Here is a 23,106-nt window from a genome sequence, read left to right as displayed (position 1 = left end):
GCTGGTCACAGAGGCTGTCTGGGCAGAAATATCGTAAACCAGAGATATTACTCTGTGATATACCGGTGAACAAAAAAACATCGTTGATTGACAGCTGCGTCAACTGCTGTCAGCTAATGTCAGGATAATTATCCTGGCCCTTCGCTTGCTGCCGCCAGCAGTGGCACAATAATGTCACTCAATGGCGTAGGCACACCTTTGCTGCGTCCATACCGCTGTATTACGCCGTTGCGGCACTCCCATTCCAGCGGGCGTCCGGCTTGCCGATCGGCAAGAATAGAGGTGCTGAGATCGGCAGGCGCACTCTGCAAACCCGCCAGAATATCATTCGTGACACTGTCACTTAGCGTTGCTCCGCAGGCGCGCGCCACGGCCAATGCTTCATTGAGATAAGCCAGCGCCAGTTCAGCAATGTCAGGGCGGCTAAACATGCCTGCCCGGCGACTTGTCAGCACCATCAGACCCGCTACCGCATTCTGTAACAGCTTGCGCCACGCCACTGAGTGAAAATCAGCGCTGAGGTCGGTACTGCAGCGCGTACCCGACAGAGCAGCCGCGATGCTGGCTGCAGCTGGCGTATCGGGCAGCGTCAGGCGTGGCCGGGCACGCAGCCATACAGAAGCGTCCGCTTCGCGCTGCGCCGGAAACCAGACCACCGAAGGCATAACCTGAGCACCGTTTACCAGTGGCTGCAGCTGTGCCTGCTGCTCAATCCCATTTTGCAGCGCGCACACCACGGTATTCTCATCACATAACCTCTGCAGCCAGCCCGCGCTCTGCGTTACCTGGGTGGTTTTTACCGCAACAAACAGCAGCGCAACGGGTCGGCTGATGGTGGCAGGATCGATCAGTACCGGGCCGGGCACCCGGATTTCGCCTTCGTCATGCCGCAGCGTCAGGTGTGCGTGCGGCGTACGGCCACAGAGCAGCGGCAGACGCCCGGCTTCATACAGGGCAGCAGCGATGGTGGTGCCGATAGCGCCAGGGCCGAGCAGTGCAACAGAGGGATAATCTGACATAAATGAAACTCCGGTTTACGCTGATATTCTGCTGATGGCAGAAGCAGAGGAGTGATAAGTATTGTTCACGCCCGTGCAGTTAACCGCATAAAACGCGGTAAAACGGATCTCTTATTACAGCTCTGTTACGGCTTCTGTTTTTATCGGGCAATTCAGTGACGTAAATGTTCCCGCCGCTGCGCTGGCATCCTGATTCATATTAACTATGGTTATCACTCAAAGAATAAAAGGATGATCTATGCGTAATCTTATTTTGAGTGGATTCACCGTATTATTGCTGTCAGGATGCGGCGCAAATAATAGTGCGTCACCGGTCAACGCGCCCGGTGCGCCCGTAGCGGGTAAAACAGCCCTGCTAGAGAGCGGTGCGGCGGCACTGCAATCCCGTCCACCGATTGATGCGATTAATACCTATCTGGATGGATTCCACTACTACTGTGGCGATAAACAGGGGCAGATGGAAGCGCATCACTATGTCACTATTCTGAACGATGATGTGATGCAGGCGGTAATTTTTGACGGCAACAAAAAAGACGCCAAGCTGATGGGCGTTGAATATATCATCAGCGAGCGGCTGTTTAAGCAGCTTCCGGCGGGTGAGAAGAAATACTGGCACAGCCACCGTTATGAAGTGAAATCAGGCTCTCTGATTGCACCGGGCATTCCGGATGCCGCTGAACATGCGCTGATGGGTAAAATTGTAAATACCTACGGGAAAACCTGGCATACCTGGCATACTGACCGCGACAAAACGCTGCCGCTGGGTGAACCGGCGCTGATGATGGGATTCACCGCCGACGGACAGATGAACCCGGCGCTGCTGCACGATCGCGATCGGCGCTTTGGCGTGGACACACAGAAAATTCGCGCGGCGCGCGCCGATCTTGACGCGCATCCGGTGGCCGCAGGCGCAGATAACTGCCAGCGTGTACATCAGGCGCACTGATCGCCGTTAAGCACATCCGCAGCGTTCGCGCTGCGGATTTTTTTCGCCTGTTGCACCCAAACCAGGTTAAAAAGAGAGATCGCTTTTCTCTGCTGTAAGGAACCAGACGCATTATGACGCTCAAACGTTATTTCACCAGCGACCAGCTGACGCTTACCACCCGGGTATTGTGCTGTGAACCTCAGGATGATGGCCGGTTTCGTATCCTCCTCACTGAAACGCTGTTTCACCCGCAGGGCGGCGGCCAGCCCTCCGATCGCGGCACCCTTGCCGGTGCAGCCATGCTGCAGGCACTGCAGGAGGGCGATGATATTGCACACTATACCGATCGGGCAGTTGAGCCGGGCGAGGCGGAGCTGGTGGTGGATGGCGAACTGCGGGCGCTACACTCACGTTATCACTCAGCGGGGCATGTGATTGCTTATGCCGGAGAGGTGTTTGGCTGGCGCGGCTATAAAGCAAACCACCGGCCGGGCGAAGGGCGCATTGTGTTTACCGCGCTGGAGCAGGCTGAACCGGTCACAGCGGAGGCGCTGACGCAGCACGCAGCGGCGCTGGTGGCGGGTAACTATCCCCGCCTGCTGGGCGAAGAGGAGGGTAAACGAATGGTGAGCTGGGGCGAACTGACCCCTTATGCCTGCGGCGGCACCCACGTACTGCATACCGGAGATATTGGTGACATTGTGATTGGCAAAGTGAAAGAGAAAAAGAGTGAACTCACGGTACAGTATAGCCTGAGTCACTAAGCAGCATGAGGGGGCGGCTCCGTTTCCCCCCATGCCTGCAGCGCCGGCCGTGTTTCAGCCATGATCCGTCAGCGACTGCGCCGCGCAGATCAGCGCCAGATGACTAAGCCCCTGCGGCATGTTGCCGCGCCACTCATCCGTGCGGACATCAAACATCTCATTAAAGGTTTCGACGTTACCACGCTGGCAGAGTTTGCCGAGGATCTCTTCCATCGCCTGCTCTGCCTGCGGGACGTCACCCACCGCGGCCAGCGCCTCTACCAGCCAGAAAGAGCAGGCAATGAAGGTGCTCTCTTCCTGTTCCACGCCGGAGTAGCGATACACCATTGCGCTGTTATGTCCGAGATCCTGACGGATCGCGCGATAGGTGGCGCGCATGCGGTCCGGGTTAACCTGGTTGCCATAACGGTGCATCAGCGCCAGCGCCGCATCCAGTTTATCTTCGCTGTCGGGATAGAACAGATAAGCCTGTCTGGCTTCGCTCCAGCAGTGCGCCTCCACCCACTCACTGATGCGATCGCGCTCGCGCTGCCAGCGCTCGAGCCAGGTCGGCTCAATATGTTTCGCTTTCGCCAGCGCTACGGCACGATCCAGCGCCAGCCAGCAGGCCATCTTGGAATGGGTATAATGATGCTCATCGGGCAGCTCCCAGATCCCGCAATCTTTCTGACGCCATGAATCAGCGCAGTGGTTTGCCAGCTCACCCAGCATGCGCGAGGTCGAGAGATCAAGCACGTGACCAGCCTGTATAAACAGATCGGCGGTGGCAAGCATGTCGCCATACATACTGAGCTGGAGCTGATCGCGCGCGTTATTGCCGATGCGCACCGGCTGTGAATGGTGGTAACCGCGCAGCGGCGGATAAGATTCAGCCGGGACTTCATCCCCTTCGAGGGTATAGCAGGCGCGCAGCGCGGTACCGTGACGAATAATCGTTTTTGATAGCCATGAGAACGCCGCCTTACAATCTTCCAGCGCACCCAGAAAAACAAAGGATTTGATGATCAGGCAGGCGTCGCGCACCCATGCGTAGCGATAGTCATAATTTTTTTCGCCGCCGATACCTTCCGGCAGGGACGTTGTGGCTGCCGCCGCCAGGGCACCGGTGGGAGAGTACCAGAGGAATTTCAGCGACAGCGCCGAACGCCGTACGTGCTGTTCATAGCGTCCCTGATAACTCAGGCTGCGCGTCCAGTCGCACCATGCAGTGTGGCTGGTTTCTATACGGGTATCGATAGCGCTTAAATCCGGCACCGCCAGCGGCTCGCGCTCGGTGACCAGCAAGGCAACCAGCGCATGGCTGCCGGGCGAGGTTTTGAGCGTGGCGGTGATACGTTCATCGCCCCGTTCCGTCACTTGCCACGCGTCGCTGGTGCGCAGCATCGCCATCAGATCAGCAATATGATAAACGTCGCCCTGGTCAGTGCAGTCACGCCACGGCGAGCAGGTTTCAGCCAGCGTACCAAAGCGTAACGTCAGCGTCAGCTCAACGTGGCCCTCAACGCCTTCGACGCGCCGCGCCAGCTCACTCCACGGCAGACGACCGGCCAGCGTACTGTTTAATGATTCAGTCAGCAGGACTGAGCCCTCTGCGGTAATAAACGTCGTTTCCAGCACGTTGCTGTCAGCACGATAAGCGCGCTCGGTGCGGAAAGGAGCTGTGGGCACAATCTGGAAAAAGCCACCAATCTCCGGATCGAGCAGGCGGTCAAATAGCGGAGCGGAGTCAAGATTAGGTGCACACCACCAGTCGATAGCGCCATCCGGTGCGATAAGCGCAACGGAACGGCCTTCACCAATGGCCGCGTAATCGCCGAGGCGCGCAAACCCTTTTTCGCGCATCGGCGACTGCAAAATCTGGTTATTCATCATGCTTCCCTGTCAGCTGAAACGACAGCGTGGCTGCCACAGGGGCAGCCACGCTGGTATCGGGCAGAATGTGCAATTACAGCGTGCCGGTACCGCCGTCTGAGCACCATACCTGGCCTGAGGTAAAGCCATTAAGATTTTCAGCAAATGTCACATACAGCGGGGCGATTTCCACCGGCTGGCCTGGACGGCCCATCGGTGCGCCGGAACCAAACTGCTGCAGTTTCTCTTCAGGCTGACCGCCACACGCCTGAAGCGGAGTCCAGTAAGGACCGGGCGCGACAGCGTTAACGCGGATTTTCTGTTCCGCCAGCTGTTTGGCCAGCGCTTTAGTAAAGGCAGCAATGGAGGCCTTGGTCTGCGCATAATCAAGCAGAATTGCGCTTGGTTCATACGCCTGAACAGAAGACGTATTTATAATAGACGCACCCTGTGGCAGATATTCCAGCGCGGCTTTAGTGATCCAGAACATCGCATAAACGTTGGTCTTAAAGGTTGCATCAAAATCTTCCGTAGAGAGCGTACGGATTGACTCATTAAATTGCTGACGTCCGGCGTTATTAACCAGAATATCCAGACCGTCCAGTTTTTCAGCGGCTTCTTTTACCAGCTGCTGACAAAATGATTCTGAACGGATATCGCCCGGAATAGCGATAGCTTTACGTCCTTCAGCTTCAATCAGCTTTACCACTTCCTGCGCATCTGACTCTTCAGCCGGCAGATAGTTAATGGCAACGTCTGCGCCTTCACGAGCGTAAGCGATAGCCACGGCGCGGCCGATGCCTGAATCGCCGCCAGTGATCAGCGCCTTACGTCCGGTCAGACGGCCTGAGCCGCGATAGCTTTTTTCACCGTGATCGGGAAGCGGATCCATCTTGCTGGCTAAGCCTGGAAAATCCTGCGACGGCGTGTTGAACGGTGGCTGCGGATATTCATTGGTGATTAGCGTTTTGTTAGTGAACGAATTCATAACGGGCTCCTTGTACAGTGAACGTGTAGAAATAAGCCTGGCAGAGATGTGATATTTGTCACGTAAAAAACCGCGAATGAATTTTATTTGTGCAATAACTACGCAGCGGAGAAAGTTATTTTTCCTTACAATTTCACTAACGTAATGATTATTTATTGCCTCTTAGTCCACTTTTATAAAATAAGCGAGTCGGTAACATTGCAGAGCAGAAATTTAGCTCTAAGCTCATTGAATAACTTTAATAAATATCCGGGCTTTTGCCGGGATTAACATAATGAGCACTGTCGTCAACGAGGCGAAAATGAGCGAAGCACACTGTACCATTATTTATAACGGGGAACGGCTGAGTGGCGCAGCGGATCAACCGCTGATCGATTTTCTGCAACAGCAGGGAAAAAAACTGCCGCATGTCTGCTATCATCCGGCGCTGCCGCCGCTGCAAAGCTGTGACGTCTGCTGGGTCAGAGCTGATGGAGAACAGGTACGTGGCTGTACCTTACGTACGTATGAAGGCTTACAGGTGGTGAGTGAAGGTGCAGAACTGGCTGCCGCACAGCAGGAAGGCATGGATCGGATCCTGAATCGTCATGAACTCTACTGTACCGTTTGTGAGCACAATACCGGCGACTGTACGCTGCATAATGCGGTAGCCGATATGCACATGCCCATTCAGTTCTATCCCTATGAACGCAAGCCCTATAACAAAGATCACAGCAATCCGTTTTATACCTACGATCCCGATCAGTGCATTCTCTGTGGCCGCTGCGTGGAAGCGTGTCAGAACGTAGAGGTAAATGAGACCCTTTCCATCGACTACAGTGCAGAGCACCCGCGCGTATTGTGGGATGGCGGGACGGAGATTGCCGGCTCAAGCTGCGTCAGCTGCGGTCACTGCGTCACTGTTTGCCCCTGCAATGCGCTGCTGGAGAAAACCATGCAGCCCGATGCCGGTCCGTTTACCCGCATGGATGAGGATCTGAAGCGACCATTTATTGATGCCATCAAAAAAATGGAGAAAAGCATCGGCATGGAGCCGATAACCGGCATTTCCCTGATCGATGACGCTTTACGCAAAACTGAAATCAAAAAAACCAAAACGGTCTGCACTTACTGCGGCGTTGGCTGCAGCTTTGAAGTCTGGACGCGCGATCGCCATATCCTGAAAGTCCAGCCGGTCGCTGAGGCGCCGGTAAATGGCATCTCTACCTGCGTGAAAGGCAAGTTTGGCTGGGACTTTGTTAACAGTCCGAACCGCCTGACCACACCACTTATTCGCGAAAATGGAGCATTCCGGCCTGCCACCTGGGAAGAGGCACTGAACCGGGTAGCTGAAGGGCTGCGCGCCGTTGCGCATCAGCATGGCGGCGCAGCGATTGGTTTCATTGGCTCCAGTAAAGCCAGCAATGAAGAAGCCTATCTGACCCAAAAGATTGCGCGCCTGATTTTTGGCACCAACAATGTCGATAACTCTTCACGTTACTGTCAGAACCCGGCTACTCAGGGGCTATTCCGTACCGTGGGTTATGGCGGCGATGCCGGTACGCTGCGCGATCTCCAGCAGACCGATCTCATCATTACCGTGGGCAGTAATCTGGCAGAAAATCATCCGGTATTCGCCTCACATATCAAGCAGAGCCATAAACATCGCGGACAGAAGCTGCTGGTAGTAGATCCGCGTAAACATGAGATGGCGGAACGCGCCGACTGTTATCTGCGTATCCGGCCCGGTACCGATATGGTATGGGCGTCAGCGATGGCGAAATATATGTTCGATCATCACTATGCAGACGATGCATTTCTGGCTGAACGGGTAAATGATGTTGACGCTTACCGCGCCTCGCTCGCGCCGTTTACGCTCGACATGGCGAGTGAAATAACCGGTCTGAGCGTGGATGCGCTGACAGAGGCAGCAGAGATGATCGGTCAGGCTAACAGCGCCTGTATTCTCTGGGCAATGGGTATCACGCAGCACAGCCACGGTGCGGATGCCAGCACGGCGCTCTCTAATCTGCTGCTGGTCACCGGTAACTACGGCCGGCCTGGCACCGGCGGCTATCCGATGCGCGGACATAATAATGTGCAGGGCGCCAGCGACTTTGGCTGTCTGAGCAATGTTTACCCCGGCTACGAAAGCGTAACGGACGATGCGGTGCGGGAGAAGTGGGCGCAGGCATGGCAGGTTGCGCCGGAGGCGCTCTCTGATGAAGAAGGGCTGGATAACTTCCTGATGATTGAGCATGCTCACGATAAGCGGCTGCGCGCTATGTACATTATCGGCGAAGATACCGCATTTTCAGATGCGAATTCCACGAAAGTGGATGAAGCATTCAGCCAGCTCGATTTTATGGTAGTACAGGATATTTTCATGAGCAAAACCGCGCGCTATGCCGATGTGGTCTTGCCCGGCTGCCCGAGTCTGGAGAAAGAGGGCACTTTCGTTAATACCGAGCGCCGTATCCAGCACTTCTCGCCGGCGTTTGCTCCGCTGGGTGAGAGCCGGCCCGACTGGCAAATTCTGACTGACCTTGCGGCACGTCTTGGTCATCGCTGGGACTATCCAAATCCGGGCGCCATTATGGCTGAGGCAGCAGGCATTGCGGATCTGTTTGCCGGTGTCAGCTATGAACAGCTGGTGGGCTGGCAGTCGCAGCTCTGGCCGGTTAAAGCAGATGGCAGCAGTACACCGCTGCTCTACACCGACGCGTTTGCGTTTCCGGATGGTAAAGCGCGTCTCTATGCACTTGAATGGCAGCCACCGGCAGAGCAGCCAGACACAGAGTACGATCTGCTGCTAAACAATGGCCGCATGCTGGAGCATTTTCAGTCGACAAATCAGACAGGACAGGGTGGACGCATCATGTCGCTGTCGCCCAACTGGTTTGTGGAGATTTCGCCACAGCTGGCGAAAGAAAGGCAGCTACAGGAGGGAGACTGGGTTGAAATCCGCTCACGGCGCGGCGTGCTGGAGGTGCCGGTGGTCGTTACCGATCGGGCAGCAGGCAATGTGCTGTTTATTCCGATTCACTACGGCAAACCTGGCGTCAACGGTCTGACCGGCAACCATCATGACCCGGATGTCAATACGCCGGCCTATAAAGAGATTGCGGTCAGCCTGCGTAAGCTGGCGCGTCAGCCCCAGCCGCACCCATTGCCGCTGCACAACTTCCGTCACGGACAGCGCACGCCGCTTGATCACCTGCCGATTGAGGTGAAATGGCAGCAGCCGGAATACCGTTTACCCCCTGAACATGTTTCGCACCCGGAGAAAAGCTAATGGCCGAACCGCTGGACTACCAGCCTGAACCTGCGCGCACAGAACCCACCGCGCAGGAGTCGCTCAACACGCTGCTGGAAAATCTTCATCAGCACGGTTTTCTGCGTCTCGCTAATGATGTGGTTAAAGCGAACAATGATATTGGCAAGATCCTCGCCGGGGGACTGAATCGTCCTGGTACTCAGAACGCGATCCAGAACATGTCGCTGCTGTTTATGATGCTGAGTACTATCCCGCCCGAGCGGTTTAATCATGTGCTGCTGGCGGTGCGTGACGCGCTGGTGGCGATGAAACCGGCGACGGAGTCTGTTCAGCAGGAGAAAGCGGCGCCCGGCATCAGAGGGGTGATGAAACTGCTGAATGATGAAAAGCTGTGGCAGGGGGTGCGCCCGCTGCTGTCGGCACTGGAGGCCTTTTCGCGCGAGATGCAGAAAGAAGAGGAGACCCCGATTACCCGCTACAGCGGTAAGCCGACCCGTGAGTAGCCAGGAGTGGGTGCTGCTGATTGCCCGCGGTCAGTTTGCGCTGACCATGGGCATGCACATTACGCTGGCGGCGCTGACGCTGGGCCTGGCACCCTTCCTGGTCTGGTTTGAAGCGCGCTGGCTGTGGGGAAAACGTCCTGAGGCGCGGCAGGCGCTGCAGTTCTGGATAAAAATATTTGCCCTGACCGTGGCTATCGGCACGGTCTCTGGCGTGGTGATGGAGTTCCAGTTAGGTACGCACTGGTCCGGACTGGCGTCGCGGGCGGGCGGCGTGCTCGGCCCGCTGATGCTTTATGAAGTGCTGATTGCGTTTTTTCTTGAATCAGCCCTGACCGGCGTCATGCTGTTTGGCTTTGATCGGGTTAAGCCCGGCGTTCATTTTACCGTGACCTGCTTTGTCGCACTTGGCGCAGTGCTGAGCGCGTTCTGGATCCTTGCGGCTAACTCCTGGATGCAGACGCCCGCTGACTTTCATCTGGCCGATGATGGTCGTCTGCTCCCCGACAGCGCGTGGACCCTGCTCGCTGCTCCCTCTTTTGGCTGGCGTTTTGCCCATATGCTGCTTGCCTCCATAATAAGCGTCAGCTTTCTGCTCGGCGGCGTAGCCGCGTGGCGCTTACGTCGCCGGCCTGATGAAGCAGCGAGTCGTCTGATGCTGCGCAGCGCGCTGACGATAACGCTGCTGGCGCTACCGGCACAGATTGTGGTGGGGGACTTACACGGTGAGAATACGCGCACCTGGCAGCCGGCAAAGCTGGCGGCGATGGAGGGAAGCTGGCACGCGCCGCCGCCAGGTGAGGGAGAGCCGCTGCGGCTGTTTGCCATCCCGGATCAGCATGCGCAGCGCAACCACGCTGAACTGGCGATCCCGGCAATCGGCTCGCTCTATCTGCGCCACAATCTCACCGGGCACATTAAAAGCCTGAGTGATTTTCCGGCAGAAGCGCAGCCGCCAGTGCTACCGGTATTTTTTGCGTTTCGCCTGATGGTGGGGTGTGGACTGCTGATGCTGGTGGTCAGTCTGACGGCAAACCTGCAGCGCTGGCGCGGCCGCTTATACCATTCACCGCGCCTGTTGCGTCTGCTGACGCTGATGTCGCCTGCCGGGTTTATGGCGCTGCTGGCCGGATGGGTGGTCACTGAAATGGGACGTCAACCCTGGACGGTCTATGGTGTGATACGCACTGCTGATAGTCTTTCACCGCTGTCGCTCAGCAGTACGCTGGCGATTTTTATCGCGATCGTGCTGGTCTATACGCTGGGTTTTGCGCTTGGTCTGATCTATTTAGTGCGCCAGATTAACGCCCCGCTGTCTGATGACCCAGAGGTGCTGGCCGAGCGCGTTGAAACGCCGGCCTGAGGAGATAATGATGCTTGCCGACCTTTCTGCAGCCGTGCTGATCTTTTCGCTGCTGATGTATCTGGCGCTGGATGGCACCGATCTTGGCGTGGGCATGCTGTTTTACGCGTTTGATACGCCACAGCAGCGGCAGTGGATGGCGCACAGTTTGTTGCCGCTCTGGGATGCCAATGAAACCTGGCTGGTCCTGATGGCAGGTGGCATGCTGGCCCTCTTTCCTGCGCTCTATGGCCTGCTGCTGCAGACGCTGATGGTGCCGGTTTTTCTGCTGCTACTGGCACTGTTTCTGCGTGCGCTGGCACTGGCGTATCGCGCGCAGGTCAGCGCTGCCTGGCGCGTCTGGCTCGATCGTCTGATGATAATCAGTTCGCTGTCGGCGGCCTTTCTGCCCGGCTGGATAAGCGGGCTAATCCTGGTTTCGCGTCCCCCCGCCGGAATTGTCATCGATCTTTCACTGGCACCGCTGCTGTGTGGTGCTGGCGTGGTGGCGGTAGATTTGCTGCTGGGCTGCTGCTGGATTTGCTGGCGTCTGGGTGAGACGGCAGGAGAACGCGCCCGGTCATTTGCCGTGCTGGCATGGACCTGCGCGGTAATCTGTCTGACAGGAGTCATATTGCTGGAGCCGACGCTGTGGCAGCTGAGCTGGCAGCGCGAACCAGGCCGGCTGATCCTGATGGCTATCCCGCTGCTGATTGTGCTTCAGGCCATATTACTCTGGCGCGAAGCGATGGTAGCACTGCTGATGATAACGTTGCTGCTTGTCGGCGCAGTGGTCACTGCTCTGGCGTTCGGGCTCTATCCCTGGCTACTGCCGTTTCAGCTGCAGATACAGGAAGAAGCGTCATCGCCGGTAACGCAGGGCATGGTGCTGACCGGTATGCTGATTTTCCTGCCGCTGACGCTGCTCTACCACAGCTGGTCCTTTTGGGTATTCAAACGCCGGCCACACCACTGATGTATATGGCTGATCTGCCGGCACAGGTATAAGCCTGATTTCCAGCAGCGTGCCGGTGTGCAATGCACTGGCACAGCTGGCTAAGCCTCAGTAAAAGCAATTGTGCATGACAGAAGAGTCTGCTAATTTTGGAAACGTTCATTTCCTTATTTTAATGCCTGATACAGAAGCCATCTGCCGCACCAGATAAATGCGGCAAGGCACCCTGTGCAGGCAGCGGCATAATGTCAAATAACCGGAGCAGTTATGGCCTCTGTTTCAGCACAACCGGCAGCACACTGGTCACAGCCCGTGACAACACTTACCGGCTTCTCCCACAGCTATGTAAACGTCAGCGGAGTACGTCTTCACGTGGTGAGCGGCGGTAATCCGGAAGGAGAGCCGCTGCTGTTACTGGCTGGCTTTCCGCAGAGCTGGTTTGCCTGGCGTCACGTTATGGCAGCGCTTGCCGATCGTTACTGGATTATTGCCCCCGATCTGCCGGGGCAGGGAGAGTCAGACAAGCCGTTAACCGGCTATGACACGCTGTCACTGGCCAGAACAGTGCAGGGTTTGCTGCAACAGCTGAATATTGGCGCCCACTATCTGGCCGCTCACGATGTCGGGGCATGGGTAGCCTGGCCCTATGCCATACTGGCCGCGGATACGCTGAAAAAGGTGGCGCTGCTGGATGCCGGTATCCCGGGGGTAACCCTGCCTGATATGCTGCCTGCAACACCTGATAAAGCCTGGAAAACCTGGCATTTCGCCTTTCATATGTTGCCGGATCTGCCTGAAGCATTAATCAGCGGGCGTGAATCGCTCTATCTGGAGTGGTTTCTGAAAAGCAAAACGGCCAGTCCGATGGTGTTCAGCGATGAGGATATGCACGAATATACCCGTCTGCTGCAGCAGCGTGGTGCGCTGCGCGCGGCGCTGGCAACTTACCGGGAGGTCAGTGTTTCCGCTGCACAAAATCGGCAGCTGCTGCACGACAAGGGGCCGCTTACTCTGCCGCTGCTGGCGATCAGCGCCGATCAGGGATCAATTGCCGATATGGCCGCTCCGCTGCGAAACGTCGCGGTTAATGTCTATGGAAAAACGCTGCGGCACTGCGGTCATTTTATTCCGGATGAGCAGCCCCTGATGCTGGCACGGGTGCTGCGTGACTTCTTTGAATAGCGAACAGTGCAGGTTTAACTGCACGGCAGAGGCGTCTGAGCGGAGGCGGGCTGAACACGTTGCACCAGCCAGGCGTGAAAGGATTGTGAGTATCTGGCAGGCGAAACATTCACAAAAAATAACACCAGCCAGCGCGGTTTTATCGCTATAAATGCAGCCAAAAAAGAAGGTGTTTTTTGTGCGTGCATGTATAGCAATTATCACTCTGTTTTCGATACTCATCCTGTCCGGCCGGAACGCCACGGCGGCAGACGCGATGGCGTTCTGGTCAGCACCCCGGCAGGGGGCTAACAGCTTTAACCGGCTGCCACCGGACAGCGCGTATTTTACGGCCCTGCGCGGCTATGGTGCCAGCTGGGTACGGCTCTCCTGGGATAAATGGCCCACGCAGCAGCGCGACTTTTTACTGGGTAACGCAGACGACTATCGCGGGCTGGATGACGGCGATCTGCAGACGCTCATCCGCACACTTGACCGCGCCTGGGCGGCAGGCCTGCACGTGGTTATTACGCCTCTCTCTCTGCCCGGCATGCGCTGGGCGCAGAATAATGGGAGCGAATTTGACGATCGGCTCTGGCAGGATACAGTCTGGTGGGAAGCCAGCGTGCGCTACTGGCACGATCTGGCTGCCGCTCTGCGCGATCATCCGGCTATTGCGGCCTATAACCTGATCAATGAACCCGCGCCGGAAAAAAATGGCGGGCTGGCGGAACACGCCAGCAGCGAGGCTATGGCGCGCTGGTACCAGCAGCAGCGCGGCGGAAGCCGCGATCTGCCAGCGTTCTATACCAGGGTAATTGCCGCTATCCGTGAAGTGGATGCTGTCACACCCATTATGGTCGACAGCGGCTGGTATGCGGCCGCTGATGCGTTTGATTACTGGCCTGGGGCGCTGAGCGATAAACGCATACTTTATAGTGTGCACATGTATGAACCCTATGCTGCGACCAGCGCGCCTAACGCCCGGCGTAAACAACCCTGGCCCTATCCGGGCTATGTGCCGTTTGGCGGCGGAATGCAGCAGTGGGATGCAGCGCGCATCGCGGACTATCTGGCCCGGCCCTTTAACTGGGCCGCGCGTAATGGGATCGGTAAGCAGCAGCTGGTGATCGGCGAATTTGGCTGCGTGCGCACGCTGGCCGGGTGTACACAGTACCTGGAGGATGTTCTGACGGTGCTGGACAGCTATCACGCACACTGGGCGTTCTATAGCTTTCGTGAAGATAGCTGGGACGGCATGGATTATGAACTGGGACGTCAGAAGGTCCCGTGGCGCTACTGGCAGGCGGCAGAAAAAAACCTGCCCGATCCCCTGCCGCGCAGCGCCACTAAAGAGTTTGAGCCCATCCGCAAGCGGCTGGCCCGTCAGTAAAGCACGCCAGGCTTTCAGGCCTGGCGTACCGCATCAGGCGATGGTTTTACGATTACTGAGCAGATCTTTTACGCTCTCCGCCACCCGCTTACCCGCCAGAAAAGCATGATCGGAGTTGTAATACTCCCATTCACTGTAACGACCGGCCAGATGAATACTCTGCGTAGCCAGCCAGCTGCGGATCAGCGCAACATTGGCACTGCGCGCATGGTCATAAACTACATAGGCGTACGGCATATTTACGATGCTGCTGGTAAGGATCTCATCATCCTGATTAATAATGCCCACCCGGATACAGTCATCGATGCAGCGCTGGATCAGCGCCTCACCCTCACAGGGCAATGGCTGGTCGTCACGCCAGGTAATTTCACAGGTCAGGCCAAATCCGCCCGGCGGGTTACAGTGCGGGCTGGCGTTACCCTGCAGAAAAATACGGTGGAACAGCGTGTCACCCGGATAGTAGATCCAGTGCTTTTCACTGATGGCCGGCCGTCCGATGCCGAGGTTAACGCAGCAGACTGAGGTATGGCGCAGCTGAGAGGCCGCCTGCTGTACCGCCTGCGGCGCGCGTGCGCCCATCAGGCGCACCAGTTCCGGCAGGGGCAGCGTGCTGATAAGCTGGTCATACTGCAGATGCCGGCCATCGCTGAGCGTGACGCTGCGCGATTGTGGCTGAATCTCTGCTACCGCCGTGCCGGTTTCCAGCGTACAGGTAAGATGGGGCAGAAAGCCGTTCATCAGCGCCTGAAAACCGCCGCGCAGCGGATAGCCGAAGCGTGCGTTAGGCCCAACCGGTTTATCCAGCGGCGCGAGTGCACCGCTAACAATCTGCGCCAGATCGGGCAACGGTACGCGACCGCCCAGCCATGAGGTCTCCATACTGGCCAGCGGCGTTTTCCACAGTTTACGGTTATAGGGAACGGCAAAATGACGGGCGATGCCTTTGCCCCAGACGCGATAGATAAAGTGTTCAAAATCTTCGTTGTTATGCTGTTCAGTAATGCAGCTCTCATCGGCTATCACGCCGTCGGCGCAGCAGTCGCGCGATGCGTCCACGGCAGGCAGCACGGCGGTCTCGTTTTCAGCTGCGCCGTAGCGCGCTTCAATTGCGCCCAGCACACACTCACCGATCACCTCCGCAGGCAGACCGTGCAGCGCTGACTGGAACGGATAACGCGTATAGACATCGTGGCTGTAGACCCAGGCTTCACGCATCTGCCAGTGCTGGTTTTCCCCCAGCAGCAGGTCATACAGTTCCAGCACGTAGGGATCGTTAGAGAACATGATGTGGCCGGCATAGTCGAAGGTAAAACCTTTATCTTCTATTGACCGGCACCAGCCACCCGATGATTCGTTTTTCTCAAGTACGACGGCACCTTTGCCATAATGATAACCGGCACTGAGACCGGTAGGGCCTGCGCCGAGGATGAGGCATTCAACCGGATGCAGCGTGGCCGGCTGCGTGCGTTCAGCGTGTACAGCGGGCTGAGCCGCTGGCTGCGCTGGCCGGCGTTTGATGGCGCTAAGGTGCTGCTGCATCTGCGCCACTGTATTATCCCACGACGTTGCAGCCACTATGGCAGCCATTGCTTCATCCTGCATATGACGCCGTTCAGTGGTCAGACGCAGGGCGTGTTCACAGCCCTGAATAAACGCTTCCGGTGAATCTGCGATGGTCACAATGTCCGCATAGTGACGGGCTACATCAGCGATTGCCGTGCTGACTATCGGCAGCTGCGCCGCCATGTACTCCAGTACCTTCGTCGGGCTGATATAGCGCGTTGACGCGTTCAGCGCGAACGGCATCAGACAGACATCCCAGCCGGCCAGAAACTGCGGCAGAGCGGCATAAGGCTGCTGGCCGAACCAGTGCAGATTTTTACGCTGCGGCAGCATCGCAGGATCGATCTTTACCACCGGCCCCACCATGATGATCTGCCAGTCGGGGTGTGCGTCAGCCAGGGCGGTGACCAGCGGCAGATCCATGCGCTCGTCAATGACGCCGTAATAACCGAGACGCGGTTTAGGCAGAAACTGCTGTAGCGGATGGCCGTTGCTGCGATCGAGCGCCTGCGCAAAATGCCCGGCATCCACGCTGCTGGGAAAACAGTGAACGCGCGGATGACGATCTTTTTTTGCTTCATACAGACTGCGTCCGCCGGTGAAAACCAGGTCGGCGCGGCTCAGAAGGGCTGATTCGCGCTGCTGCAGCTGACGCGGCGCCTGATCGAAAGCGGACAGCTCATCCATGCAGTCATAAATGATCCCGCGGCTGTTAAACGCGCTAAGCAGCGGCAGCGCCATGGGCGTGTAGAACCACACCAGCGGTTCTGCGTCAGGCTCCAGCAGATTGCTGAGCAGCGGCTGCAGTAACGCAATCTGGTCGTCATGAAAACCGGGGGCGTGTATCGGCGTATGTGGCTCGACCACGGTGACATTAGCCGCAGGCTGCGAGGTGCGTAATCCGGCTTCACCTGCCTGATAAACCGGCTCTTCGATAAAAATAATCCGGTGGTGCTGTGCAAGGCGTGAGAGCACATGCTGCGGCCGCTGAAACACAAATCCCCAGCGCAGATGACTAAATACCACCAGTACAGATTGATTCATGACGAACTCCTTTGGCCCAGCGGCCGGTGTGAGAAACCCCTGAAAACGCGCGAGTGCGCGTTGTGATTGCCGCAGCGCGGCAGCGTAAGTGTGGTTAAGTAAGCGGACTTTCTGCGGATCGACATCCCACAGGCCGCTATGCGGCCAGTGCATGAGGTTTTCCCAGAGAGGCCGATCAATAATGGGATAGAGACAGATACCGCGAATGTCACAGCCCGCCAGCTGCGCCTGTGCGATCTGGCCGGTGATATGGGTCAGCCACGCCGCGCGGCCGCTCCCGACATGGCTGGTTTCCGCCAGCAACAGGGGGCGCTGATAGCGCGCCGTGAGGCGGGCAAGCATGTCGGATAACGGACTACGCCGCGCATCATCCAGATGCCACTCCAGCCGCTGGCCGGTGTGCGCCAGCCACTGATTACCGTGGTAATAGTTGGCTCCGATCAGATCCAGATAGCGCGGTGACCCGCCCAGCTCCGGTTCACGCAGCCCTGCCAGCATGTCCCACGCCTGATACTGCGCGTCCGTCAGGGCGGTGGCGTGCTGCTGCGCGTGGGCGCTGTCATCATCCGCCACCACGTGAATGATGGGATCGCAGTGCAGAAAGCGCGCGCGCGGGTCGACGGCAAGGATGGCGTCGCAGCCCGCCAGGGCAGCCCGCACCAGCTGACGCTTGATGGCATCGGGGTCGCTATGGGCGCTGTCACCAAACAATCCCACTGAAATGCCCCAGGCGAAAAAAGAGAGCTCGTTAATCGGTGAGTAAACCGGGGGATCGTCACGGTAAAACCCGGTCAGCCAGGTCGCAACCTGATGGCAGAATTGCGCAAACCGCGGCACAAATTCAGGCGAAAACAGGGTGAGATCGGCAGGCCAGCCATAGTGGCTCAGCGTCCAGTTCACCTGAATGCCCTGTTCTTCTGCCGCCTGCATGCAGCGGGTAAGCCGGGCAAACGTGCGCTGAGGATCGGCTTCAGCCAGCCGCCAGCCGACGCTTTCACGCACTGAACGGATATCAAATGCAGCAAGCGCGGCATAATCAGTTGCAATATGCACGTCGTGCGCATTAATTGCATTCATATCAAGTGTAATCCCGGCGGGATTAATATGGTCGGCACCCTCAAACCCGGCCTGCCAGAAGCTGGAAAATGGCAACATTGAATTCTCCTGGAAAAACAGGACAAAACAGCAGCCCTGTAAAGTAAATTACAGGGCCAGCTTTAATTAAAATTTATCAGGGCTGTGACTGGATAAATAAAAAGGCTGCCGGCGGGTTACATCACAAAGTCAGGGCAGCGGTAAAACTTTTTAAAAGTTGTTTGAAGAAATTATAGTCAGGCACCGGGTTTCAGCAACTCTGTGAAGTTGCTGGAAAAAAAGCAAAGCGGCAGCGAATGCTTTGCTTTATTAGCCGCAAAAAACCTTTTTTTCGGAGAATAAGTTTATTTATCAACGGGTACAGATAACAGCTGATGTGGCAACGTGTCAGCAGTGGATGATTAATTCGCAGAGGGTTTTTATTCCCGCTTACCGTTTTTTAATCCGGGAAATAGCTGCTGCTGTTTTCAACACGTTGAATGACTTAATAATTACACCTGCCATTTTTTACCGGTGGTATTTTTTTACTTAATGTTTCCGGCAACGACTGTGCATCAGAAAAAATTGCATGACGTATTAAACCGGACGCTGAGCAAAAGCCGTATCGGCCAGCGCGGCAAGGTAGCGTGCTGCAGGTAACAGCACATCATCATTGATGCGAAACGCAGGGTGATGCAGAGGCCAGGCTTCACCGGTACCAATCATAATAAATGTGCCAGGTATATGTTGCTGATAATAAGAGAAATCTTCGCCAATCGGTGTGGCGGGAATTTCACGCGCGTCCAGCCCGTTGAGCGTGGCCTGATGCAGGGCAAACGCAGTCCAGTGCTCATCATTTATCACGGCGGGCGGCCCCGCCTGCCAGCTGATCGTTATTTCGGCCGCAAAAGCAGCGCTGATACCGTTAACCAGTTCACGGAAGCGCTGTTCAATACGCTCGCGTGTGCCAGCAGAAAAGGTACGGACGGTGCCCTCCAGCCACGCGCTTTCCGGGATAACATTCCACGCGCTGCCGCTGTGGAGCTGCGTAATTGAGAGCACAGCATTCTCTGCTGAAGGGGTATTACGGCTGATCAGCGTCTGGGCTGCAGAGACAATCTGCGCGGCAATCACAACAGGATCGTTACCCTGATGCGGATGTGCGGCATGGCTGCCGGTGCCGCTGATATGCAGGACAAAGCGGTCAACGGCGGCAGTCAGCGCGCCTGTCCGGCTGCCGGCGACGCCTGCCGGCAAAGTGGGATCGTTATGGATCCCAAAAATGGCAAAAGCATCCTGCAGGGCACCGCTGGCAAGCACTGCAGGTGCGCCTTTACCGGTCTCTTCTGCAGCCTGAAAAATAAAGCGTACCCGGCCTGCCAGCTGCGCCTCGCGTGATTTCAGCAAAATCGCTGCGCCGAGTATTGCCGCGCTGTGAAAATCGTGACCGCAGGCGTGCATAATTCCGGGATGCTCTGAACTGAATTCTACTCCGGACTGCTCTTCTACAGGCAATGCATCGATGTCGCCCCGCAGTACTACCAGCGGACCGCTTTCGGGACCCACTTCGGCGACCAGTCCGGTTGTCAGCGCTAACGGCAGAATGCGGATATTCTGCGCCTCAAGCTGCTGACGAATTCGCGCGGTGGTGGCAAATTCCTGGTTTGATAGTTCAGGGAAGCGGTGCAGCTCCTGACGGAAAGCAATCAGCTGTTCATTTAACGGGGTTAACTCTGACGACGACATAGCCTGTTCCTTGCTCACGATTACGCTGCGCGGCGTGCAGCACACATTATCCGGAGAAGGTAACAGCAGAGAGAGGTGTAGCTATATCTCAATACCCGCAATGGTATTGTGATAAGTGAATAACTGCAGTGACTTAACAGCTCAGAACTATTAGAAACAGAGGAGAGAGTGGCGAAACCAGCCCCGGGGAAATGAGGCTGGAAAATATTACTGTCAGCCGATCAGATTAAAAAATCGTCCAGTGATGCGCCTGCATCGACAGCACTTTTAATCGGAGAAGGCGTACGGCCCTGACCCGTCCACTGCTTTTCATTACCGTCTTCATCGGTATATTTATACTTGGCCGGACGCGGCGCGCGTTTAGCCTTGGGTTTAGTTTCCGACTGGTTTAATTTCGCAAGTTCACTAATGTCAATGCCGTCATTCATCAGCATCTCTTTGTATAACGCCAGCTTTTCTTCTTTTTCACGCTGAGCAGCATTATCTGCTTCAGCTTCTTCACGGCGCTCTGCAACTACCACAGCGAGCTTTTCCAGCATCTCATTTAATACCGCTACTTCAATATCACGCGTCTGAGCACGCAGTGTACGAAGATTATTCAATGCCTTTAGTGCATCGCTCATGAATATAACCCTTATTACTGATATGAAAATTTTAAAGCGCGCATTCTACGATAATTTTTTTGGAATTAAAATATGCATTGAGGCGCGAAATCCGCTGTTCCGCGTAATTATCAGGCTCATTGAGTTATCACCCGCTTAGAAAATTCATCTTCTGCAAATTGAATATTTAACAGACATTAAAGTCTATAAAGCGCTCACGCCACGCAACGGGCAGATTAATCCTCACGCGATGACATCGGGCGTGTGCAAAGCGGTGATGAGCCACCTGCTTTTCCCGGGGCCAGCCAGCGCGTTTCTGTCGCGTTTTGTAATACGTTACACCGATAACCGCGCAGGTTGTCGAGATAACCCACCTATAAACAACCTTACTTGCTGAAAATCCATCCTTTTTACTGGAAAGGAAGCGGGCAGAAGCCGTAACAATTTCTTGCAATAGTAATCTTAATGAGTATATTTCTCATTTGCTTTCTTAACTGCGCCTGCCGCCGCCGCAGAGATACCTGGGTGAAAACTCGCTGCTGCCCGGCCTATGTTGCGCACCATTCCCGTCAGGAGGCCTGTCTGATATGACCGGCAGGGTGCTCTGACAGATAAACGAAAATGAGAACTAAGGATTGCTATGTCTTTTGAACCGATGCGCGTGCGGGCCGCGGCTGCTAAGGCACAACCTGTGCTGAAATTGTCATTACTTGCGATGCTGGTTGCAGCCGGTGTCGCACAGGCGGCGGAACAGACCCTGATGGTGGAAACCAGCGCGTCTGACGTGGAAAATCAGAATGCCCGGGATTACAGCGTACCGGTAACGCGCGCAGGCACAAAAATGGCGCTGACGGCGCGCGACATCCCTCAGTCGGTATCGCTCATCAGTAAACAACGCATGGCCGATCAGCAGCTGCAGTCGCTGAATGATGTCCTGTCCGACACGACCGGTATCCGGGGTGTTTCTGCGGATATGGATCGTACCAGTTACTACTCACGCGGCTTTCTCATTGATAACTACATGGTAGACGGGATCCCGACCGCGTTCGCATCACGCTGGAACCTGGGCGATGCGCAGACCGATATGGCGCTTTATGAGCGGGTTGAGGTGGTGCGCGGCGCGACCGGTTTACTCACCGGGCCTGGCAATCCTTCTGCGTCAATCAATATGGTCCGTAAGCACGCTGACAGTAAAACGCCCACCGGAGCGCTGGAAGCGAGCTACGGCAGCTGGAATAAACAGCGCTATGTCGCCGATCTCTCTGCACCATTAACGCCAGAAGGTAACGTACGCGGTCGCGTGGTGGCAGGCTATGAAGATAAAAACAGTTTCATCGAACGCTACGGTTTTGAGAAAAAATTCATTTATGGCGTGATAGACGCCGATCTGACTGACAGCACCACGCTTTCGGCAGGCTACGAATTTACGCAGGTCGATACCGATTCGCCGATGTGGGGTGGGGCACCACGCTGGTATACCGATGGCAGTCAGACGCATCTGCGTCGCGGCTACAATACCGCGCCGGAGTGGGCTTACAATGATAAAGAGAACCGCAAGGTTTTCGTTAACCTGCAGCAGAATTTTGATAACGGCTGGAATATCACGCTCAACGGCACGCATAACGAAATGCTGCTTGATAGCAAGCAGATCTATCTTGACGGGTATTTCAATAAAGTGACCGGGGCGGGCAGTTCCGCTTACGCCAATTACCCGGTAGTCGGGGGAACCGGTTATAACACCGGTAAGCGCAAAGTGGATGCCGTAGATGCCTTTGCCAGTGGTCCGTATGAGCTGCTGGGACGCCAGCATCAGCTGATGCTGGGGGTTAACTACAGTCGTCAGGATAATAAATATTACAGCGCCTGGACCAATATATCCGCTGCTGAACTGGGTAATTTCAACAACTTCAACGGCAACTATCCGGAGCCTGACTGGTTACCGCGCGAACCGGCTACCGACAGCCAGCTGGTGCGGCAGAAATCGGTCTATATGGCCACGCGCCTGACGCTCGCCGATCCGCTGCATCTGATCCTCGGGGCGCGTTATACCAACTGGAACCGTCAGGGCATCACCTCTGAACTGGAAGAGAACAATACCACGCCTTATGGCGGTCTGATCTGGGATATCAATGAGGCCTGGTCAGCGTTTGCCAGCTACACCTCGGTTTTCCAGCCGCAGGATAACCTGGACGCTGGCGGCAGCTTCCTGACGCCGATTGTCGGTAAAAATTATGAAGCCGGGGTTAAATCAGACTGGTTTGACAGCCGTCTGACCACCACGCTGTCTGTGTTCCGCACCGAGCTGGATAATGCGCCGGTTGATACCGGGCGTTTCAGCGACAGCGGGAGCGCTATTTATGAAACCACTGATGGTGTTGTCAGCCGCGGCGTTGAGTTTGAAATCAACGGCGCACTGACCGATAACTGGCAGATGACGTTTGGCGGCACGACCTATATAGCGAAAGACAGTAAGGGTGAGGCTTACAACTCACAGCTGCCCCGTACCTCTTTCAATCTGTTTACGCAGTATCGCATACCTCAGTTCGATAAACTGACGCTGGGCGGCGGCGTTAACTGGCAGTCTAAGACCTGGAAAGATATTGGCGGACCTGAGGGTAACGGAAACTGGCGTGTACGTCAGGGAAGCTACGCGCTGGTTGACCTGTTTGCCCGCTACGACGTGACAAAAAATCTCTCATTACAGGCCAATCTGAAAAACCTGTTTGATAAAGAGTATGATGAAAATGTAGGCAGCAGCGGCATCGTTTATGGCGAACCGCGCAGCTACTCGGTGACGGCAAGTTACCGCTTCTGATCCCAACAGGCGCGTTCAGGCGCGCCTTTTCTCCGCTCACAATTAATGATTTTTCCTGATTGAAATCGCGAAGAGCCGGGCCGCAATGCGCAATCGGGCCGAAAA

General features: G+C 56.0%; 15 protein-coding genes. 9 read left to right on the top strand and 6 right to left on the bottom strand.

The window, feature by feature from the left end; translation table 11 throughout:
- Nucleotides 1–128: 128 nt before the first annotated feature.
- Nucleotides 129–1,019, bottom strand: a complete 891-nt coding sequence (locus B3041_RS02050; protein WP_292968807.1) for an oxidoreductase — start codon at nt 1,017–1,019, stop codon at nt 129–131.
- Between the two features lie 238 nt (nt 1,020–1,257).
- Between B3041_RS02050 and B3041_RS02045 the strand changes: the two genes are divergently transcribed.
- Together B3041_RS02045 and B3041_RS02040 are read left to right on the top strand one after the other, a co-directional pair.
- Nucleotides 1,258–1,965, top strand: a complete 708-nt coding sequence (locus tag B3041_RS02045; protein ID WP_065647328.1) for an OBAP family protein — start codon at nt 1,258–1,260, stop codon at nt 1,963–1,965.
- Nucleotides 1,966–2,078: 113 nt separating this feature from the next.
- Nucleotides 2,079–2,711, top strand: coding sequence for an alanyl-tRNA editing protein (locus B3041_RS02040; RefSeq protein WP_292968805.1), 633 nt, complete (start codon nt 2,079–2,081; stop codon nt 2,709–2,711).
- Nucleotides 2,712–2,765: 54 nt separating this feature from the next.
- Here the strand turns inward: B3041_RS02040 and B3041_RS02035 are convergent, their stop codons facing one another.
- Both B3041_RS02035 and B3041_RS02030 read right to left on the bottom strand, forming a co-directional pair.
- Entirely contained in the window at nt 2,766–4,580 is a 1,815-nt protein-coding gene (locus B3041_RS02035; protein WP_065647330.1) for a glycoside hydrolase family 15 protein, read from the bottom strand.
- A gap of 76 nt (nt 4,581–4,656) precedes the next feature.
- Nucleotides 4,657–5,550 (bottom strand): SDR family oxidoreductase, encoded by an 894-nt coding sequence (locus B3041_RS02030; protein WP_065647331.1) that lies wholly within the window; start codon nt 5,548–5,550, stop codon nt 4,657–4,659.
- A 301-nt stretch (nt 5,551–5,851) separates the two neighbouring features.
- Between B3041_RS02030 and fdhF the strand changes: the two genes are divergently transcribed.
- From fdhF to B3041_RS02000, 6 genes are all read left to right on the top strand, one after another.
- Nucleotides 5,852–8,824, top strand: a complete 2,973-nt coding sequence (gene fdhF / locus B3041_RS02025; RefSeq protein ID WP_292969244.1) for a formate dehydrogenase subunit alpha — start codon at nt 5,852–5,854, stop codon at nt 8,822–8,824.
- On the top strand, nt 8,824–9,309 hold the full coding sequence (locus B3041_RS02020; protein WP_065647332.1) for a DUF1641 domain-containing protein: 486 nt from the start codon (nt 8,824–8,826) through the stop codon (nt 9,307–9,309). Before fdhF ends, B3041_RS02020 begins: the two co-directional genes overlap by 1 nt.
- Nucleotides 9,302–10,669 (top strand): cytochrome ubiquinol oxidase subunit I, encoded by a 1,368-nt coding sequence (locus B3041_RS02015; RefSeq protein ID WP_292968803.1) that lies wholly within the window; start codon nt 9,302–9,304, stop codon nt 10,667–10,669. The genes B3041_RS02020 and B3041_RS02015 overlap by 8 nt, the downstream gene beginning before the upstream one ends.
- Before the next feature lie 7 nt (nt 10,670–10,676).
- Nucleotides 10,677–11,624, top strand: a complete 948-nt coding sequence (locus B3041_RS02010; RefSeq protein WP_292968802.1) for a cytochrome d ubiquinol oxidase subunit II — start codon at nt 10,677–10,679, stop codon at nt 11,622–11,624.
- A 246-nt stretch (nt 11,625–11,870) separates the two neighbouring features.
- Nucleotides 11,871–12,785 carry an alpha/beta fold hydrolase gene (locus tag B3041_RS02005; RefSeq protein WP_065647335.1) on the top strand — a complete coding sequence of 305 codons (915 nt, stop codon included), beginning with the start codon at nt 11,871–11,873 and terminating at the stop codon, nt 12,783–12,785.
- 256 nt (nt 12,786–13,041) lie between these two features.
- Nucleotides 13,042–14,157 (top strand): glycoside hydrolase family 5 protein, encoded by a 1,116-nt coding sequence (locus B3041_RS02000; protein WP_292968799.1) that lies wholly within the window; start codon nt 13,042–13,044, stop codon nt 14,155–14,157.
- A gap of 33 nt (nt 14,158–14,190) precedes the next feature.
- On the opposite strand, the gene B3041_RS01995 is transcribed toward B3041_RS02000, so the two are convergent.
- The 3 genes from B3041_RS01995 to B3041_RS01985 form a co-directional block, all read right to left on the bottom strand.
- Complete coding sequence (locus B3041_RS01995; protein ID WP_292968797.1) at nt 14,191–17,919, bottom strand: FAD-dependent oxidoreductase; 3,729 nt, start codon at nt 17,917–17,919, stop codon at nt 14,191–14,193.
- Nucleotides 17,920–18,435: 516 nt separating this feature from the next.
- A complete protein-coding gene (locus B3041_RS01990) occupies nt 18,436–19,584 on the bottom strand; it encodes an amidohydrolase (RefSeq protein WP_292968796.1) in 1,149 nt (382 codons plus the stop codon).
- Nucleotides 19,585–19,805: 221 nt separating this feature from the next.
- Nucleotides 19,806–20,207 (bottom strand): H-NS family nucleoid-associated regulatory protein, encoded by a 402-nt coding sequence (locus B3041_RS01985; RefSeq protein ID WP_065647338.1) that lies wholly within the window; start codon nt 20,205–20,207, stop codon nt 19,806–19,808.
- A gap of 619 nt (nt 20,208–20,826) precedes the next feature.
- Here B3041_RS01985 and fhuE point away from each other — a divergent pair.
- Complete coding sequence (gene fhuE, locus B3041_RS01980; RefSeq protein WP_292968794.1) at nt 20,827–23,001, top strand: ferric-rhodotorulic acid/ferric-coprogen receptor FhuE; 2,175 nt, start codon at nt 20,827–20,829, stop codon at nt 22,999–23,001.
- Nucleotides 23,002–23,106: the final 105 nt, after the last annotated feature.

Source organism: Pantoea sp. UBA4549, assembly GCF_002387285.1.
GTDB lineage: Bacteria > Pseudomonadota > Gammaproteobacteria > Enterobacterales > Enterobacteriaceae > Pantoea > Pantoea borealis.
The sequence above is the reverse complement of the archived record's forward strand: the minus strand, read 5'-3'. Positions and strand labels throughout refer to the sequence as shown.

Coding starts and splice junctions, on each gene's coding strand:
- B3041_RS02035 (WP_065647330.1), bottom strand. CDS start 4,580: ATGAATAACCAGATTTTGCAGTCGCCGATGCGCGAAAAAGGGTTTGCG.
- B3041_RS01990 (WP_292968796.1), bottom strand. CDS start 19,584: ATGTCGTCGTCAGAGTTAACCCCGTTAAATGAACAGCTGATTGCTTTC.
- B3041_RS01985 (WP_065647338.1), bottom strand. CDS start 20,207: ATGAGCGATGCACTAAAGGCATTGAATAATCTTCGTACACTGCGTGCT.
- B3041_RS02010 (WP_292968802.1), top strand. CDS start 10,677: ATGATGCTTGCCGACCTTTCTGCAGCCGTGCTGATCTTTTCGCTGCTG.
- fhuE (WP_292968794.1), top strand. CDS start 20,827: ATGTCTTTTGAACCGATGCGCGTGCGGGCCGCGGCTGCTAAGGCACAA.
- B3041_RS02030 (WP_065647331.1), bottom strand. CDS start 5,550: ATGAATTCGTTCACTAACAAAACGCTAATCACCAATGAATATCCGCAG.
- B3041_RS02005 (WP_065647335.1), top strand. CDS start 11,871: ATGGCCTCTGTTTCAGCACAACCGGCAGCACACTGGTCACAGCCCGTG.
- fdhF (WP_292969244.1), top strand. CDS start 5,852: ATGAGCGAAGCACACTGTACCATTATTTATAACGGGGAACGGCTGAGT.
- B3041_RS02050 (WP_292968807.1), bottom strand. CDS start 1,019: ATGTCAGATTATCCCTCTGTTGCACTGCTCGGCCCTGGCGCTATCGGC.
- B3041_RS01995 (WP_292968797.1), bottom strand. CDS start 17,919: ATGTTGCCATTTTCCAGCTTCTGGCAGGCCGGGTTTGAGGGTGCCGAC.
- B3041_RS02000 (WP_292968799.1), top strand. CDS start 13,042: ATGGCGTTCTGGTCAGCACCCCGGCAGGGGGCTAACAGCTTTAACCGG.
- B3041_RS02045 (WP_065647328.1), top strand. CDS start 1,258: ATGCGTAATCTTATTTTGAGTGGATTCACCGTATTATTGCTGTCAGGA.
- B3041_RS02020 (WP_065647332.1), top strand. CDS start 8,824: ATGGCCGAACCGCTGGACTACCAGCCTGAACCTGCGCGCACAGAACCC.
- B3041_RS02040 (WP_292968805.1), top strand. CDS start 2,079: ATGACGCTCAAACGTTATTTCACCAGCGACCAGCTGACGCTTACCACC.